Source organism: Vibrio sp. J1-1 (genome assembly GCF_021728395.1).
Lineage (GTDB): Bacteria > Pseudomonadota > Gammaproteobacteria > Enterobacterales > Vibrionaceae > Vibrio.
Genome location: NZ_JAKKCM010000003.1, coordinates 181,239 through 198,376 on the forward strand (window position 1 = coordinate 181,239; position 17,138 = coordinate 198,376).

The window sequence follows — 17,138 nt, forward strand, 5'->3', positions numbered from 1 at the left end:
GCCTTAGAAGAAACCTCGCTTAGAAAAAACTAAGCTGACGGGCTTGTACTTCAAGCTTGAGCATCACACTCAAGCCTAAAAGGCGGATTTCTCGCCCCTGCTGGCGTTTTAGGATGTCTTTGAGCAGAATCTTAAAGTCATTTAACTCCAGCTGAGGGTGGATGTGTTCTATGGTCGTAAGCTGAAAATCGGCAAACTTCACTTTTATACCCTGCTTGACTATCGACTTATCAGGGCTGGCGCGTTCAAGGCGCTTTTCAAGTTCCGGATAAAGCTTGCTCTCAATGACCTGCCAACATTCGTCGTAAGTGGATATATTCTGGCTAAACGTGCGTTCGACTCCGACAGACTTTCGTTCCCGTTCAACAATCACTTCTCTGTCATCAATCCCCTGACTCCGTTTCCATAGCGAAGCACCTTGGCGACCAAACTGACGTAGCAGTTCTCGATAATCACTTTTTTTGATGTCTTCACAAAGATAGAATCCCGCTTGATGCAGTTTTTCCAGGCTGACCTTACCTACTCCAGGAATTTTCTCCAGTGGTAATTTATCCACGACTTCCTGAACTTTGTCAGGAGGAATCACAAACTGGCCATTGGGCTTGTTCATATCTGATGCGACTTTCGCGAGGAATTTAATTGGTGCCACACCGGCAGAAGCGGTCAAGCCAAGCTCATTCCAGATATCTCTTCGAATGGCTTCAGCAATTAATGTCGCGGAGCCGTGACAAGCTGTTGCAACAGTCACGTCTAAATACGCTTCGTCGAGGGAAAGAGGTTCTATGATGGGAGTATAACGCTCAAAAATCGACCGGATCTGCTGAGACACTTGTTTGTAAATATGCATCCGTCCGGGTACAACCACAAGATTGGGGCACAATTGTAAAGCTCGGGAGGTGGGCATTGCACTGCGCACTCCATATTTACGCGCTTCATAATTGCAGGTACTAATGACCCCACGCTGCTTCTCATGGCCACCCACAGCCAGTGCAATGTTTCTGTAGTTTGGGTTATCTCTCATCTCTACGGCAGCATAAAAACAATCCATATCGACATGAATAATTTTCCTGATTCGCTCTGACATAACCCACATTACACTGTTTAAAAATACAGTATAGTTAAATTAATGCCCGAAGAAAATGAAAGTTTAGCTGGTTAACTAACCGCCAACCCCATAAAACCAGATAACCCATTGACTGACCGATTATTGTATCAGCTAGTCCCGCAGCATAACGTCCAATTGATCCACTAACTCCGCCCAATCAGCATCTTGCTCTATTGCCTGCCTCAAGAAGTCTGACTGTGATCTTGTCCAAAAGCTCGCTTCATATATCGGCGCAGAGTCCCGTTTGTGTCGATGATTATTGACGAAGTCTTTAATTTCCCTTGGTGAACTGCCCAAGCCGAGTTGCTCAAACAATTCCGTCATACCGTGTTGATGCATTTCCATATCTGCCTCCTAACAGGAATACTTATCAAGAGTATATACTCTGTCTGGCAGTCGATAAAAAAATAACCCAGCAGAAGCTGGGTTATTTAAATCCAATGATTGCGTTACAACATTGCCGAATTATGCAATACGGTCTTTTTCCCAAGCAGCAAGCTTCTCTGCGCGCGCGGCTTCACGAGCTTCACGCTTTTTACGAGCGTCACAAGGTTCTGGGCAGTTACACACTTTTTCGATACCTACAGCACCAAGACCACCACAGCTGCCCTTCACCACTTTCTTCTGAAAGATATAGCCGACTGCCATTGCCGCAATCACAGCGACAAACACAGCAAATGTAATTAGAAATGTACTCATACAAACATGCTCACTTCTGTTGTTATTTGTTCATAAATGGCTTGTAGGTTTCTGAAGCCAGTTCTTTAAAGCCATCATCCGTCTTAACGATCATGAAGGCTGGAATGTTATTTTCATTCGCGATAGCCATGCCTTTCTCTTCACCCAGCACCATTAAGCCAGTTGCGAGACCATCAGCAGTCATCGACGATTTATCCAATACCGTAACAGACACAACTTTGTGATTAATCGGTTTGCCTGTTTGCGGATTTATAATGTGAGAGTATCTCACACCATCGCTCTCAAAGTAATTACGATAGTCACCACTTGTTGCAATTGCCATATCACCTGGCTCGATAATCTCTTGAATTGAGCGTTCGTCGGCCGTCGGTTTTTCAATAGCAATACGCCAAGGAACGCCTTCTCGGTTAACCCCTTTTAGGCGCATTTCACCACCAACTTCAACCATATAGTTATCAACGCCCTCAGATTGCAGATAGTTAGCAATAACATCAACGCCCCAACCTTTAGCGATGGTCGAGAGATCAACGTACAAATGTGGGATATCTTTCGACAACTTATTCCCATCGACGGTTAAGTGATGGATTCCAGTATTTGCTTTTCGAGCCGCGAGCTCTTCATCTGAAGGAACCACATCCGGGCGAGCTTCCGGACCAAAGCCCCACAAGTTAACCAGTGGACCAACCGTCACATCCAGCGCGCCCATGGTGAGTTTGTTCAATCGAATCGCTTCTTTCACAACGGTCGCTGTTTGAGGCGATACTTCAAACGCATCAGAGTCTGTGTACTGGTTGAAACGACTTAGCTCTGAATCTTTGCGGTAAGTCGACATTTGATCGTTCACTTCTTCGAGTAAACGGTCGACTTCTTTTTGTAGCTCAGCCGCTGCTGGAATACCTTCAGCAGCGATGTATTTAATGTTGTAAGTCGTCCCCATTGTAGGGCCAGTTAGATGTACTTGCTCCGCAGGCTGTTCACAACCAGCAAGAACTAAAAGAGAAACGAAAGCAACAAGCCACTTTTTCACTTGTTTAACTCCTATGGAAAATTGAAATGGATATAGAGAATAAGTTGTATCGATATGAACCGATTTTCTATATCAATTTATATTCAGAAAAAACAATGGCTGACCCTGTAAGAGTCAGCCATAAGTTTCAATCACTTAGATGGATTAACCACCGAAGTCATCTAGAAGGATGTTTTCATCTTCTACACCTAGATCTTTCAGCATGCCGATAACCGCTGCGTTCATCATAGGTGGACCACACATGTAGTACTCACAATCTTCAGGAGCTTCATGATCCTTCAGGTAGTTTTCGTACAGTACGTTGTGGATGAAACCTGTGTAACCATCCCAGTTATCTTCTGGCATTGGATCTGATAGAGCACAGTGCCATACGAAGTTGTCGTTTTCTTCTTGTAGGCCGTCGAAATCTTCTACGTAGAACATTTCACGCTTAGAACGCGCACCGTACCAGAAAGACATCTTACGCTTAGAATTTAGACGCTTAAGCTGGTCGAAGATGTGCGAACGCATTGGCGCCATACCAGCACCACCACCAACGAATACCATTTCAGCATCAGTATCTTTGGCGAAGAACTCACCAAATGGACCAGAAATCGTACACTTGTCGCCTGCTTTAAGAGACCAGATGTATGAAGACATGATACCAGGTGGTACATCAGGATTATTAGGCGGCGGCGTAGCGATACGCACGTTCAGCATAATAATACCTTCTTCTTCTGGGTAGTTAGCCATTGAGTAAGCGCGGATTGTCTCCTCGTTTACTTTAGACTCGTAACGGAACAGGTTAAATTTGTCCCAATCTTCGCGGTACTCTTCAGGTACATCGAAGTCAGCGTATTTCACGTGGTGAGCAGGTGCTTCAATCTGGATGTAACCACCAGCACGGAAAGGTACTGATTCGCCATCTGGAATTTGTAGCTTAAGCTCTTTGATGAACGTCGCTTTGTTATCGTTAGAGATAACGCTACATTCCCACTTCTTAACGCCGAAGATTTCTTCTGGAAGTTCGATGTCCATGTCCGTTTTCATTGCAACTTGACATGCCAGACGTTCGCCTTCGCGAGCTTCACCTTTAGTAATATGGTCAAGCTCAGTAGGTAGAATATCACCACCACCAGATTTAACTTTTACGCGACACTGACCACATGAGCCACCGCCACCACAGGCAGAAGAAACGAATACACCAGCGCCAGCAAGAGCGCTAAGTAGTTTACCACCTGGTTGTGTAACGATCGCCAAATTAGGGTCGTCGTTCACAGAAATTGTAATGTCACCTGTTGGTACAAGCTTAGACTTAGCGAAAAGAATCACTAGTACTAGAGCCAGTACGATCAGAGTAAACATCACTACACCAAGAATAATGTCCATTGACTATTCCTTAATTGTTGCGGTTTACCCGACTTACAGTTGAACACCAGAGAAAGACATAAAGCCTAACGCCATTAGACCTACACTGATGAATGTGATACCTAGACCACGTAGACCAGGAGGTACGTCAGAGTACTTCATCTTCTCACGGATACCTGCAAGAGCAACGATGGCTAGCATCCAACCCACACCAGAACCAAAGCCGTAAACAACAGATTCAGCAAAGTTGTAGTCACGTTGTACCATGAAAGATACGCCACCGAAGATCGCACAGTTTACTGTGATCAGCGGTAGGAAGATGCCTAGCGCGTTGTACAGAGGTGGGAAGAAACGGTCTAGAACCATTTCTAGGATCTGTACAAGTGCTGCGATTACACCGATAAAGGTGATGAAGTTTAGGAAGCTAAGATCGACACCTTCAACTAAAGCGTTTTCTCTCAATACTAGGTTGTAAACAAGGTTGTTTACTGGAACAGCGATAGTAAGTACTACTACAACCGCAACACCTAGACCAAAAGAGGTCTTAACTTTCTTAGATACTGCAAGAAACGTACACATACCTAAGAAGAAAGACAAAGCCATGTTTTCGATGAAAATCGATTTAACTAACAGACTAATGTAATGTTCCATGACGTCCTTACTCCTTCGCTTCTACTTGTTCTGGTTTCAGAATACGGATTACCCAGATAAGGAAGCCGATTAGGAAGAATGCTGATGGCGCTAGAAGCATCAAGCCGTTTGGCTGGTACCAACCACCGTTGCTCACTAGAGGTAGGACTTCCATACCAAATAGTTTGCCTGAACCGAATAGCTCACGGAAGAAGCCAACAGTGATAAGAACGAAACCGTAACCAAGGCCGTTACCGATACCATCGATAAGAGATGGAATTGGCGCAGATTTCATTGCGAATGCTTCAGCACGACCCATTACGATACAGTTCGTGATGATAAGACCTACGAATACCGATAGCTGTTTAGAGATATCGTATAGGTAAGCTTTAAGCACCTGGTCTACCACGATTACTAGCGATGCGATGATTGCCATCTGAACGATGATACGTACGCTGTTAGGAATGTGGTTACGGATTAGAGATACCGAGAAGTTAGACAGAGCAGTTACAAACGTTACTGCCAGCGTCATAACAAACGCAGTCTCTAGCTTAGTTGTTACTGCAAGCGCAGAACATACACCAAGAACCTGTAGCGCGATTGGGTTGTTATCCAATACCGGCGCTAGAATGCTCTTTTTAACATTTTGTGCACTAGACATTAGTTCAGACCTCCGTCACGAACTTTTGCTAGGAATGGACCAAAGCCCATATCGCCTAACCAGAAGTCAAATGTGTGTTGAACACCGTTACTAGTTAGTGTCGCACCTGATAGGCCGTCAACACCGTGCTCAGAACCTGCTGGCGCACCACCTTTAACAACTTTGATAGCTGGTTTGTGGTTTTCGTCAAACAGCTTCTTACCATCCCACTGAGCACGCCAAGATGGGTTTTCAACTTCACCACCAAGTCCAGGAGTTTCACCCTGCTCGTAGTAAGTCAAACCAGTCACAGTGTTACCATCGGTTGACACGGCAACAAAAGCGTACATCATCGACCAAAGCCCCTTACCGTGCATAGGCAAGATAACTTTTTGGACTTCATCTTGATCTTTAACTAGGTAAACCACGGCGGTGTTAGCGCGGCGACGAATGTCAGCCTTATCTTCATCTGCAGATAAAGCGGTAGATAGGTCTGCTTTTTTAGCCGCTTCGCGCTGATCAAACTCAGCAGCGGTCGAGCCATTAGCAGCCGTTTCGACAAAATTACCCGTTTCTAGATCAACCAGACGTGGTTCAATGTATTGTGCAAATAGCTCAGGCACTTTCTTACCTGCAGCATCAATGCCCGCAACTTCAACGATCTTAGATTGCTTATCTAGTACAGCGTTAGCTTTTTGCTTATCGCGTAGACCTACTGCTGCTGTTGATACGATGATTGAACAAACAAGGCTCAACCCGACAACAACACCCAGCGTCTTTTTAATGCTGTCGTTATTACTTGCCATAGCGTGCTTGTCTCCGCTTGATGTTCTTCTCGATAACTAAGTGGTCGAACAGAGGTGCAAACAGGTTCGCGAATAGAATCGCCAGCATCATACCTTCTGGGTACGCTGGGTTAACTACACGGATTAGAACACACATTACACCGATTAGAGCGCCGTACCACCACTTACCTTTGTTGGTAAATGAAGCAGATACAGGGTCTGTCGCCATAAAGAACATACCGAATGCAAAACCACCTAGAACTAGGTGCCAGTGCCATGGCATGTTGAACATTGGGTTCGTCTCAGAACCGATCACGTTGAACAGCGTTGATGTCGCGATCATACCGATCATTACACCCGCAATGATGCGCCATGAAGCGATTCGCATGTACACGATCATCGCTGCACCAATCATCAGAGCAAGAGTCGATACTTCACCAATTGAACCAGGGATGTTACCGATGAAAGCGTCCATCCAAGTGATAGGAGCACCAGAAACTGTGTTTACAAGAGCACCGTTACCACCTTGAGCCCATTGGCTAAGCGCAGTCGCACCAGAGAAACCGTCAGCGGCAGTCCAGACTAAGTCACCCGAGATTTGCGCTGGGTAAGCGAAGAATAGGAATGCACGGCCTGCTAATGCAGGGTTTAGGAAGTTACGGCCTGTACCACCAAAGATCTCTTTCGCAACAACAACACCGAAGGTAATACCTAGCGCTGCTTGCCATAGAGGAAGTGTTGGTGGAACGATAAGTGCGAATAGAATAGAAGTTACAAAGAAACCTTCGTTAACTTCGTGCTTACGCACCATACAGAACAGTACTTCCCAGAAACCACCAACGATAAACACCGTTGCGTAGATAGGTAGGAAGTAAGTCGCACCAAGTAACATCTTACTGCCAACGCCTGCATCAGCGGAGATGGTCCCGCCAAACATTTCAGTTAGCCAGTAGTGCCAGTTGCCTGCTACTACTGCCGCTAGTTGGTCACCAGCGTGTAGGTGAGTCAGTGCTGCGATAGCTTGGCCACCCGCGTTGTACATACCCCAGAACACTGCTGGGAATACCGCGAACCAAACCATGATCATGATACGTTTTAGGTCAACGCTATCACGAACGTGTGAGCTTTTCTTTGTTACTAGACCCGGCGTGTAGAAAACTGTCGCTACAGCTTCGTACAGGGCAAACCATTTTTCATGTTTACCGCCAGGCTCAAAGTGATGCTCGATGTCTTCAAGAAACTTTTTAAGAGCCATGAAAATTACCCTTCCTTCTCGATCTTATCTAGGCATTCACGAAGTAGTTCACCGTACTCGTACTTACCTGGACAAACAAAGGTACACAATGCTACGTCGTCTTCGTCTAGCTCTAGAGCGCCAAGTGCCTGAGCACTGTCAGTGTCGCCCGCACATAGATCGCGAAGTAACAGAGTAGGTTCCATATCTAGAGGCATTACGCGTTCGTAGTTGCCGATTGGAACCATTGAACGATCACTACCATTCGTCGTCGTTGTCATGTTAAACAACTGACCTTTGAACACGTGACCAAGGAATGAGCGAGTTACAGAGAACTTGTTCTTACCAGGCATGGCCCAGCCGAACAGCTCTTTTTCATAGCCTTCACGTAATACTGAAACTTGTACGTGGTAACGGCCTAGGTATGCGTGAGGACCAGTTGCATGCGTACCAGTTAGTACAGAACCAGAAATCACACGAACTTCACCTGGCATTAACTCGTTGTCTGTTACGTCGTCTAGGCTAGCACCTAGTGTCGTACGAACTAAACGAGGATTATTTACTACTGGGCCAGCCAGAGAAATAACGCGGTCAGTGTAAAGTTCACCAGTGAGGAACAACTTACCGAACGCAATAACGTCTTGGTAGTTGATGCTCCACGCCACATTTTCTGCATTTACTGGGTATAGGAAATGCATGTGGGTGCCAGCAAGACCTGCTGGGTGAGGGCCATCGAAGACGTGTTCTTCAATGTTTGACTGGGAAGAGCGCGGCAGGCTAGTGCCAGATTTACATACGTAAACCTTGCCTTCTGTCAGGGCTGAAAGAATGTCTAGACCAGCAACGAATGCTTCTTGTTGCTCGTTAATTATCAACTCAGGGTTAGCTGCTAGTGGATTAGTATCCATTGCAGTTACGAAAATCGCCTTAGTTGATGACTCGATTGCTGGAACCTTGCTAAACGGACGAGTACGTAAAGCGGTCCATAGGCCAGATTCAACCAGTTGAGTCTTGATCACTTCACGATCTAGACCTGAAAGTTGAGCGGCTTCGAACTTATCGAATGTCACCTGCTCTTCACCTGCCACTTCAATCACTACAGATTGAAGGACACGTTTAGCGCCACGGTTAACTTCGATCACTTTACCGGCTGCTGGTGCAGTGAATTTAACGCCAGGGTTCTTCTTGTCTTCAAAAAGAACTTGCGCTTTTTTCACTTCATCACCAACGCGGACATGCATGGTTGGACGCATGCCAACGTACTCTTCGCCAAGCAAGGCGACTTTTTTGATGGTCTTACCATCATTAATCACCTGGGATGGAGTTCCTGCGATAGGAAGATCCAAGCCCTTCTTTATTGTAATCATACGCACTTGCACTACTTTTATCGGGAAAAAGATTCTTTTGATTGCGTAACTTTTAGACACGACATTAGTGTCCGGTTTCAGTGTTGTTTTAAACACTAAAATCGCAACATCCTATTAAAAATCTCGTTACAGGAAATGGTCGAGATTTCTCAGGTGCAATATTCTAGCATTTTTTAGGAACTTGATGCCATGACCAATCCAAAGAATAGAGCGGTTATTTAGGTGGAATAAGGTCTAAAAGGTCAAAGAATACTCATAACTTTGACCAATCGCACAAATACAATATTCCACATATACCGTATGGTAAAACAACATTCACCGTCTGAAACAATCTTTGATTTTCATTCATATGTTGAAACACTGTTAACGTAATTTCTTTAACCTAGCCTGCTCTAATCTGTAGCTTTACGCTTGATAAAACGAAAAAAGATGGCTTTCACCATCTTTCTAAAATCTATTGTAAATGGCTCTAGTGACCACCACCGACACACATAGGGCTATCTGGCGCGCCATTTTGCTCACTCTTCCACTCTTCATCGGTATAAGTATGAATCGCTAAGGCGTGAATGTGATTATCTAGCTCATCCGCGAGAATTTGATGAACCTGTCGGTGTCTTCCAATCAGTCTATGTCCAGCAAACGAATCGCTGACAACAATCACTTTAAAGTGACTTTCAGAACCCGGCGGCACGTTGTGCATATAACTTTCATTGATCACTTTTAAATAGCTCGGTTGCAGCTCGCTATGCAACTTTTTCTCTATGATTTCTTGGATCATATTCGTTCCTCATCGATTCGAATTTCCTAAGTATATACCCAACTCACCGTAACTTGCAGTATCCATAAATACAAACTCACACTGTTAAGCTATTAGTCTGAAAAATCAACTCCTAACCTCAATCAACGCAATAGGTTAAAACTCAGAGTTGAGTCGTGCCTGAACTTCTGAGTAACGCAAATGCAAGTAAACTCAAAATTTAACAGCTTTTTGTATCTACGCTTGCCATCATTTGCGACAATAATCCCTAGTTTATCGAATCAACCTACGTTTACTTATGAAAACCGAATTGAACCTTCACGGCAGAAGCCTAACGCTTCATCGTTTCCCTTTACGCTCCAACGAAACACTACAAGCTTGGGACGCTGGTGATGAATATCTGATTAATCATGTTGAGGAACTGGCGCTAGCCGATAATCAACATATTGTGGTAATCAATGACAGCTTTGGCGCGTTGGCTTGCTGGTTTTCTGAAAAACATCGTGTGACGTTGATGAGTGACTCCTTTATCTCTCATAAAGGCGCTCAGCAGAACCTTGAAATCAATCAATGCAGAGAAGTGACGTTTCTTAGCACGATGGACGAGATACCAGCAGATGCTGATTTGGTTCTACTGCAACTTCCCAAAAGCAATCGTCACCTGACATGGATACTCAGCCAGCTAAGAAAAGTGCTCCCTGAGTCATGCCCGATTATTGCCGTCAATAAAGTAAAAGAGATCCATACTTCGACGCTCAAACTTTTCGCAAAGTATTTAGGCGAAACGAAAACTTCCCTCGCCTGGAAAAAGCACCGTCTGGTTTTCTCCCAAGCTAATGCACAACCAATTGTCGACGTAGATCCTATTACTGCATGGAATGTAGATGGCGAGACCATTCAGCTCAAAAACCTGCCAAATGTATACTCAGGCGAAAGTTTAGACTTGGGTGCCCGATTTATGCTGCAGCATATCCCTCAAGACCCTAATATCAGTCATATTGTCGATCTTGGGTGTGGTAACGGCGTACTCTCAGTGAAAGCTGGCCAGTTAAACCCAAATGCTCGCCTGACTTGTGTCGATGAGAGCTTTATGGCACTGGAATCCGCTAAACAAAATTTGTTGGATAACTTAGGAGAAGGACGTGATATCCAATGCATCGCTAACAACTGCTTGGATGGCTTTGAACACGATAGCTGCTCTCTGATCATGTGCAACCCACCATTTCATCAGCAACAAACCATCACCGACCACATCGCCTGGCAGATGTTTTGTGATTCACAACAAGTGTTGAACAAAGGTGGTCGGTTACTTGTCATAGGAAATCGACACCTTGGCTACGATGCGAAGCTCAAACGTTTATTTGGTGCTAACAATGTGAAACTTGTCGCGTCTAACAATAAGTTCGTGATTTTACAGGCAACAAAAAATCCTGCTAAATTAAACGCAAATTAATACAGCGCTTTACTGAGAAAAATATTTACAAGGAACAATCAAATGAAGAAATTGGTACTCGCGGCTTCCGTTGCATTGCTGGCTGCTTGTTCAGCCCCACAACAGGTACAACTGAACCTGATGCCTGAAAGCACACTTAGCACCAATCCTATTGTACAAGGCAAAACCTACAGCTTAATCAGTAAAGATGTACGTGCCGCTCAATACGTTGCGTTGGTGGACAATGGTCGCTCGAATATCCTTCCTCTCCACGCGAAGCAGAACTTACGTATCACTCTGGAACAAGCTTTGGATCAACAGTTCTCATCTCAAGGTTTTCACTCAGATCTAAACAGTAACAATGTGATTGAGCTTAAAGTGCAGGAAGCCCTAGTGAACGTAAAGCATTCGGTAATGGACAAAGAAATGGATGCTAAAGTTGTTTTAGAAATTACCGCCGAAAACCCACAAGGGCGACTAGTGAAAACGTACACCGGCAGTGCAAAGCGTTCCGGTACTTTTAGTGCTTCAGATTCTGATATTGAACAAACGTTAAATGATGTTATTGACCTGACTCTGAAAGAAATCGCCAACGATCCAGAACTTCGCAACTATATGCAGGAGCGATTCTAATGATACGCAAAGCTATTCTTTCACTGGCACTACTCAGTTGTAGCGTTTGGGCCGGACCTAAGGTCTCGTTTGAAACAACACTAGGCTCATTTACGGTTGAGTTAAATGAAGAGAAAGCGCCAATAACGGTGGCTAACTTCCTTAAATACGTCGAAGACGGCAGCTACGAAGGCACTATTTTCCACCGCGTGATACCGGGCTTTATGGCGCAAGGTGGCGGTTACAACCAAGAGATGCAGAAGGTTAATACCTATGAGCCAATCAAGAATGAAGGCAACAATGGCTTAAAAAACGACCAAGCGACCATCGCGATGGCTCGAACCAATGCCCCTGATTCTGCAACTCGTCAATTCTACATTAACTTGGCGGATAACGACTTCCTCAACTATGCGGCTCGACCACCGGGTTATGCAGTCTTTGGGCTGGTTACCGAAGGCTTTGAAGTTATCCAAAACATGGCAAAACAGCCAACATCTTCATCGGGCCGAATGCGTGACGTACCAGAAACTCAAATCGTCATCACTAAAGCAACATTACTCAAATAGCCATCACAAACCCTTTGAATATTCGAAGGGTTTTCTCTTTCAACGGCGTCATTTTATTGGATTAATCTATGTCTTCATTACCTTCCATCACTTGGTTGGAAACGGTAAAAAGTTACCTCGATAAACGTTTGTTATGGGTCTTTATGCTGGGATGCTCAAGCGGTTTCCCATGGGTATTGATCGGCTCTAACATGTCTGGCTGGCTTAAAGATGCAGGCTTAACACTTTCTGCCATTGGTTATTTTGGTAGCGTCTTTGCCGTATACGCGATTAACTTTCTCTGGGCTCCGCTAGTAGACAGAGTCAAGCTCCCGTTGTTGTATCGTTTTCTTGGGCAGCGACGCAGTTGGATTTTCTTTTGTCAAAGCATCGTGCTTGTCGCCACCATACTCATTGCGGATGTAAACCCTGCCGATAATCTGGCTTTTGCGTCAGTTTTAGCCCTGTGTATTGCGACCGCATCAGCAACGCAAGATATCGCCATCGACGCTTTTCGTATTGATACCTTTCCAAAATCTGAAGCATCTAAACTGCCGCAGGCGTCTGCAATGGCAGTCATTGGATGGTGGACTGGTTACTCGCTGCCTGGCTATTTAGCGTTTATTAATGCCGATAGTATCGGCTGGAATGGTGTTTACTACGGAATGGCGTTTATCGTTGTTATTTTAATGGTGTTTACGCTATTAGTCGGTGAGCCAAAAACACAACGTGATCAGTTGCAGTCTGAAGCAGAACAACGTCACAAAGAGGTGGTAGGTTCAAAAATTGTTGCATGGTTTACCGTGACCGTCGTCGAGCCATTTCTTGATTTCTTCAATCGAAACGGTGTACGTGTCGCGATAACCTTATTGTTATTCGTGTTCTTATTTAAAATTGGCGAAGCCTTCTTAGGCCGAATGTCGATTGCGTTCTACAAAGACATTGGCTTTAGTAATGAGCAAATTGGCTACTACTCTAAGTTAATCGGTTGGGGTGCGACGATATTCTTTACCTTGGTAGGCAGTATGTTCAACGTGAGGTTTGGTCTTGTCCGAGGCCTGATGGTTGGTGGTATTGCCATGTCGGCAAGCAACCTGATGTTTGCATGGATTGCTTCAGTGGGTCCTAATGAGCACCTGTATTTAGCCACCATTATTGTCGATAACTTTACTACAGCGTTCTCTACCGTGGCGTTTGTCTCTTTCTTAACCTTACTGACCGGGCAAGCATTTTCAGCGACCCAATATGCTTTACTGGCTTCTTTAGGTAACTTTGGACGAACCACACTGGCATCGTTCAGTGGCGAGTTGGTCGATTATCTTAATGACTGGAGTACCTTCTTCATCCTGACTGCGGTTATGGTGATACCGAGCTTGATCATGCTGTACTCTCTACGCCACTACTTTGATGACCTGCTAGACAAAGCACGCTCTAAACACTAAGTAATTAGTAAAAACATAAGAACCACTGCAATACGGTGGTTCTTTGTAAGACAGCATTGTCATCAAGCTAAGATTTAAGGGTAAAGGCCCTTACCAAACATATTGAAGATTCTTGCCACACCTTGGGTAAATATCATTGGCTCAGTCAAGACAGTAAGACACAAACAGTCTTCCCCAACTTTCGTATATGGGCTGTGCTTCACAGACGCATCGCGGATCATCAGATCCCCCTCTTCATACTCACCATCCTCATCGCTAAAGCCGCCATGTAGAACCAAGGTTGACTCTGTGCCTTTGTGCGTATGTTGAGGTATTTGCACATCTTCACTGATATACATTAAATTTACTCTAACGTCTTCACCCAAATCAATTTGGGCACTATATACTTTGCCGCCATAGCTTCTCCATGATCCAACCAGATCAGAGAAACGGCTCAAAGTTTTGGGTAATTCAAAGCTTTTACCTGCCACGGACACTTTTGCTGAGTCTCTAATAATGACACTGTCTCGCATGGGAGGAGCAGTAACAATGTCATTAAACATTTCGTCGAATTCAGGCACGTAGACACAAGGAACATCACTGACGACATTAGCTTGCTCTGCTTCTACCCGATTGACGTAGTCTCGGCACTTGGAGCATGTTTCTAAGTGCGTAGCGACCACAAGACCAGAAACCGCATCAATGCTGCCCAAAGCATAAGCTTCTAGCAATTTGTTATCTGGATGATTGTTCATAGTTGCTCCGTATGCATTGAATGTCTTAATTTTTCTACCGCAAGTCTCAAACGAGACTTAACCGTACCAAGCGGGATATCAAACAGTTCTGCCACTTGCTGATGCGGCAACTCTTCAAGGTATACCGCTTGCAAAACGTCTCTTTGATTTTTTGGCAATATCTCTAAAAATTTCACCACCTGCTCTTTCAGCATGTCTTGCTCGGGAGAGTAGTGATCGACCAAATCTGGTGGGTAATATTCAGAAGGCCAAATGTCGTCAGCATGAATGTGTAACTCTTTGCCCTTTTGCTTTCGTAGTAAGTCAAAACACAAATTGCGGATGATTGTGTATATCCACGTTGATAACGCACTCTTCTTTCCATCGTACAAGTGAGCTTTGCGCCAAACCGTGGCCATGGTCTCCTGTACCATTTCCATTGCGACTTGCTCATTCCCTACGTGCTTATAAGCGAACTGTTTTAATTTGGGAGCATAAAATTGGAACACAAAAGAAAAGGCGTCTTTATCTCGCGCTTTGACTTTGTCCATATATGCGTTCCATTCCTGCCGTCCCAGTTTTTGTCGGCTATCACTCATCATATCGGCCTTATCGTAGGGAGGAGTCTCCCCCTCCCACTCCGTCCTAGTCTGTGATGTCATTAACTAACAAGTTGAAACCGCCACTATTGCCATCGTCTATCGCTACGACTTGATAGACCACACCGTTCATCAGATCCACAGGAGCTGAATCTATCGCAACGGTATTAGGGTCGCCTGCTGCCGTGACAGTGACAAAGTAGGTTCCTTCCTCAACATAAAGTCCTTTCAGACTCTCTTTGTACGTAAAATCAGAAATGGTTGGATCACTATCATCTATACCAGCGCTGGTAGTGAGGTAAATATCGACCTTTTCAGCAATTGGATTTGCCGCTGCATGAGTAATATTTAACGTCGCACTGGTTGCCACCGCTCTTCTCATATCCGCAACAACTAAAGATTCAATAGCTACCGACGGACTTACGACGCCAACCGCGTAGATGCTGTAATCCATGCCTCCTTCAACAGATAAATCGTCAACACTAAAAATGGGGGCTGTGGTGGTACCATCAACAAAAACGTCAATGTCATAGGATTTCGGAGCGAGATCCAAATACCCACGAATTTCTTTAAAGGCTAAATCTGCAAGTGGCGAGAACGGGGTACCATCTACATGTACGTCTACAACTGGCGCACCGTCCACGACATGCCCAACCCGAACTTCAGCTTGGCTGCCCGCATCCTGAATTATAGAAGATCCCGAACCATCTAAAACGATTAATTTGACGGGAGAAGAACTACTGGAGTCACCAGTTTTAATCGCGGCAATGGTTAAGTTAGCATTCCCCGCCAGTGAAAGCGTTCCAGAATCAAACACGACATCATTCCCTACTGCTAACCTGACTTGATAATCACCAGCAGGAATATTGAGCGTGTCTGTTGCTGCTTTGTAGGCAAGGTTTGTCACAGGTATGACTGTCGATAAATCAGCCCCTGGCTCCGTAACATAAAGGTCCACCGCTGGCACACCAGAAGCAGCATGTACAACTTGAACATCTAGACTGCTTTCATCAGCCATAGATTCAGTACTGCGTGTCACAATGAGTGGTTCAACAGGGTTTGGACTCCCATCAGCATCACCCACAACAAATATGGTGTAATTGAGACCGGAATCGAGGTCCAGCACTGTCCTTGGCACGACAGTCGCGACTTCACTGCCCGGCAACTGCACATCGACCTGAACTGAGTTACTGCCCTCACGCACCATCATGTACCCTGAGCCAACGCCATAGTCCACGCCGGTTAGCGTTGCTTTGTCGTTAATCCAAACATTCGCCATTGGCGCATCAGATGATGCATGTACAGCCTGAAGATTGGAGTACTCTATGGTGTCGCTGTCTGAACCACACGCAGCTAGTCCCAGAGATCCTATTAAGACCAGAAACGCTTTACTTGTTAGTTTCATAACCCTGCCTCTTTGTTTTTAGGGGCTTCAAGTGCTTGATGTAGAAAACGCAATGCTGGCAGACAATCCTCTGAACCAGCCAATCGATCAAATAGATGGCATTCCAAAGGCAATAGCTCAAGCCAACGCTGGGTAACCCAAGTTGGGTCATCATAAAAGCGGTGCTCATAAAGTGACCCAAGCTGAGGGAACTCCTCATAAACGTAAGCTAGCTGTTGACTTAAACAATCAAAGCTGTACAGCCCTTTTGGAACAGCCCAGTTTTCCATCCACTCAACCTCCGCATGCCTTAAACCATCGGAGTCTGCTCTAACGCGCAGTATTTTAAAGCGCTTTTCACCAACCACTGTGATTCCTAGAAGCCCATCACTTAATGTTTCAAAATCAACAATCCGTACTAATGAGCCTATCGAAGAAACATTCCCAACTTCTCTCGGATCGCCGTCGTTACCTACCAGACAGACGCCAAAACCCTGGCTTTTCGAACTGCACTCTTTCACCATCCGTATGTACCGAGGCTCAAAAATACGCAGATTCATCTTTCCTTCAGGGAGTACAACTGAAGTAAGTGGAAATAACATAACTTCGTTCATCAATAAATCCTCTTTAGTTCATCGAATAGTACGAAGCACTGTTCACTCCGATCACTAACAGTTTCTGTTGGTTAATCGACTGGCTTAAAAAGTCACGAAAATCGCCACGCAAACGATCTAAATCACATATTTATTGCAATAAAATGCAATAAATAAAAAGTTCCGTAAATAAAGACACCTTTGTGATATCGATCACTAAAAAGGTT

19 protein-coding genes are annotated in these 17,138 nt (G+C 44.9%); 4 read left to right on the forward strand and 15 right to left on the reverse strand.

The features are described from left to right. Positions 1–19 precede the first annotated feature (19 nt). The 11 genes from dinB to bolA form a co-directional block, all read right to left on the reverse strand. Positions 20–1,093 carry a DNA polymerase IV gene (dinB, locus tag L3V31_RS05730; protein ID WP_267135899.1) on the reverse strand — a complete coding sequence of 358 codons (1,074 nt, stop codon included), beginning with the start codon at positions 1,091–1,093 and terminating at the stop codon, positions 20–22. 123 nt (positions 1,094–1,216) lie between these two features. Further along, positions 1,217–1,450, reverse strand: coding sequence for a DUF2789 domain-containing protein (locus tag L3V31_RS05735; protein ID WP_237315163.1), 234 nt, complete (start codon positions 1,448–1,450; stop codon positions 1,217–1,219). 120 nt (positions 1,451–1,570) lie between these two features. Next, entirely contained in the window at positions 1,571–1,804 is a 234-nt protein-coding gene (gene nqrM / locus L3V31_RS05740; protein WP_005436655.1) for a (Na+)-NQR maturation NqrM, read from the reverse strand. A 22-nt stretch (positions 1,805–1,826) separates the two neighbouring features. After that, on the reverse strand, positions 1,827–2,831 hold the full coding sequence (locus tag L3V31_RS05745; protein WP_237315164.1) for an FAD:protein FMN transferase: 1,005 nt from the start codon (positions 2,829–2,831) through the stop codon (positions 1,827–1,829). A gap of 144 nt (positions 2,832–2,975) precedes the next feature. Further along, a complete protein-coding gene (nqrF, locus tag L3V31_RS05750) occupies positions 2,976–4,199 on the reverse strand; it encodes an NADH:ubiquinone reductase (Na(+)-transporting) subunit F (RefSeq protein WP_237315165.1) in 1,224 nt (407 codons plus the stop codon). A gap of 33 nt (positions 4,200–4,232) precedes the next feature. Continuing rightward, positions 4,233–4,829 (reverse strand): NADH:ubiquinone reductase (Na(+)-transporting) subunit E, encoded by a 597-nt coding sequence (gene nqrE, locus L3V31_RS05755; RefSeq protein ID WP_053396733.1) that lies wholly within the window; start codon positions 4,827–4,829, stop codon positions 4,233–4,235. A gap of 7 nt (positions 4,830–4,836) precedes the next feature. Beyond that, entirely contained in the window at positions 4,837–5,469 is a 633-nt protein-coding gene (locus L3V31_RS05760) for an NADH:ubiquinone reductase (Na(+)-transporting) subunit D (protein ID WP_237315166.1), read from the reverse strand. Next, the gene (locus L3V31_RS05765) at positions 5,469–6,254 is read right to left on the reverse strand and encodes a Na(+)-translocating NADH-quinone reductase subunit C (RefSeq protein WP_237315167.1); all 786 of its coding nucleotides are present in this window, start codon (positions 6,252–6,254) and stop codon (positions 5,469–5,471) included. The genes L3V31_RS05760 and L3V31_RS05765 overlap by 1 nt, the downstream gene beginning before the upstream one ends. Beyond that, the gene (locus L3V31_RS05770; RefSeq protein ID WP_237315168.1) at positions 6,244–7,488 is read right to left on the reverse strand and encodes an NADH:ubiquinone reductase (Na(+)-transporting) subunit B; all 1,245 of its coding nucleotides are present in this window, start codon (positions 7,486–7,488) and stop codon (positions 6,244–6,246) included. The genes L3V31_RS05765 and L3V31_RS05770 overlap by 11 nt, the downstream gene beginning before the upstream one ends. 5 nt (positions 7,489–7,493) lie before the next feature. Next, entirely contained in the window at positions 7,494–8,834 is a 1,341-nt protein-coding gene (locus L3V31_RS05775; protein WP_237315169.1) for a Na(+)-translocating NADH-quinone reductase subunit A, read from the reverse strand. 469 nt (positions 8,835–9,303) lie between these two features. Continuing rightward, entirely contained in the window at positions 9,304–9,612 is a 309-nt protein-coding gene (gene bolA / locus L3V31_RS05780) for a transcriptional regulator BolA (protein WP_237315170.1), read from the reverse strand. Positions 9,613–9,889: 277 nt separating this feature from the next. Between bolA and L3V31_RS05785 the strand changes: the two genes are divergently transcribed. The 4 genes from L3V31_RS05785 to L3V31_RS05800 all read left to right on the forward strand — a co-directional run bounded on the left by L3V31_RS05785 (position 9,890) and on the right by L3V31_RS05800 (position 13,622). Beyond that, positions 9,890–11,044, forward strand: a complete 1,155-nt coding sequence (locus L3V31_RS05785) for a methyltransferase (RefSeq protein ID WP_237315171.1) — start codon at positions 9,890–9,892, stop codon at positions 11,042–11,044. A gap of 42 nt (positions 11,045–11,086) precedes the next feature. Beyond that, positions 11,087–11,656 (forward strand): YajG family lipoprotein, encoded by a 570-nt coding sequence (locus tag L3V31_RS05790; RefSeq protein WP_237315172.1) that lies wholly within the window; start codon positions 11,087–11,089, stop codon positions 11,654–11,656. After that, positions 11,656–12,201, forward strand: coding sequence for a peptidylprolyl isomerase (locus tag L3V31_RS05795; RefSeq protein WP_237315173.1), 546 nt, complete (start codon positions 11,656–11,658; stop codon positions 12,199–12,201). Before L3V31_RS05790 ends, L3V31_RS05795 begins: the two co-directional genes overlap by 1 nt. A gap of 68 nt (positions 12,202–12,269) precedes the next feature. Beyond that, on the forward strand, positions 12,270–13,622 hold the full coding sequence (locus tag L3V31_RS05800; RefSeq protein WP_237315174.1) for an MFS transporter: 1,353 nt from the start codon (positions 12,270–12,272) through the stop codon (positions 13,620–13,622). 74 nt (positions 13,623–13,696) lie between these two features. Here the strand turns inward: L3V31_RS05800 and L3V31_RS05805 are convergent, their stop codons facing one another. Genes L3V31_RS05805 through L3V31_RS05820 form a run of 4 tightly spaced genes read right to left on the reverse strand, consistent with a single transcriptional unit; the run spans position 13,697 to position 16,932 of the window. Next, positions 13,697–14,356, reverse strand: coding sequence for a ChrR family anti-sigma-E factor (locus tag L3V31_RS05805; protein WP_237315175.1), 660 nt, complete (start codon positions 14,354–14,356; stop codon positions 13,697–13,699). Further along, positions 14,353–14,937, reverse strand: coding sequence for an RNA polymerase sigma factor (locus L3V31_RS05810; RefSeq protein ID WP_237315176.1), 585 nt, complete (start codon positions 14,935–14,937; stop codon positions 14,353–14,355). The genes L3V31_RS05805 and L3V31_RS05810 overlap by 4 nt, the downstream gene beginning before the upstream one ends. Positions 14,938–14,980: 43 nt before the next feature. Beyond that, positions 14,981–16,339, reverse strand: coding sequence for a DUF4397 domain-containing protein (locus L3V31_RS05815; protein WP_237315177.1), 1,359 nt, complete (start codon positions 16,337–16,339; stop codon positions 14,981–14,983). Continuing rightward, positions 16,336–16,932: an LON peptidase substrate-binding domain-containing protein gene (locus tag L3V31_RS05820; protein WP_237315178.1), complete on the reverse strand. Its 597-nt coding sequence runs from the start codon at positions 16,930–16,932 to the stop codon at positions 16,336–16,338. Before L3V31_RS05820 ends, L3V31_RS05815 begins: the two co-directional genes overlap by 4 nt. Between the last annotated feature and the right edge of the window lie 206 nt (positions 16,933–17,138).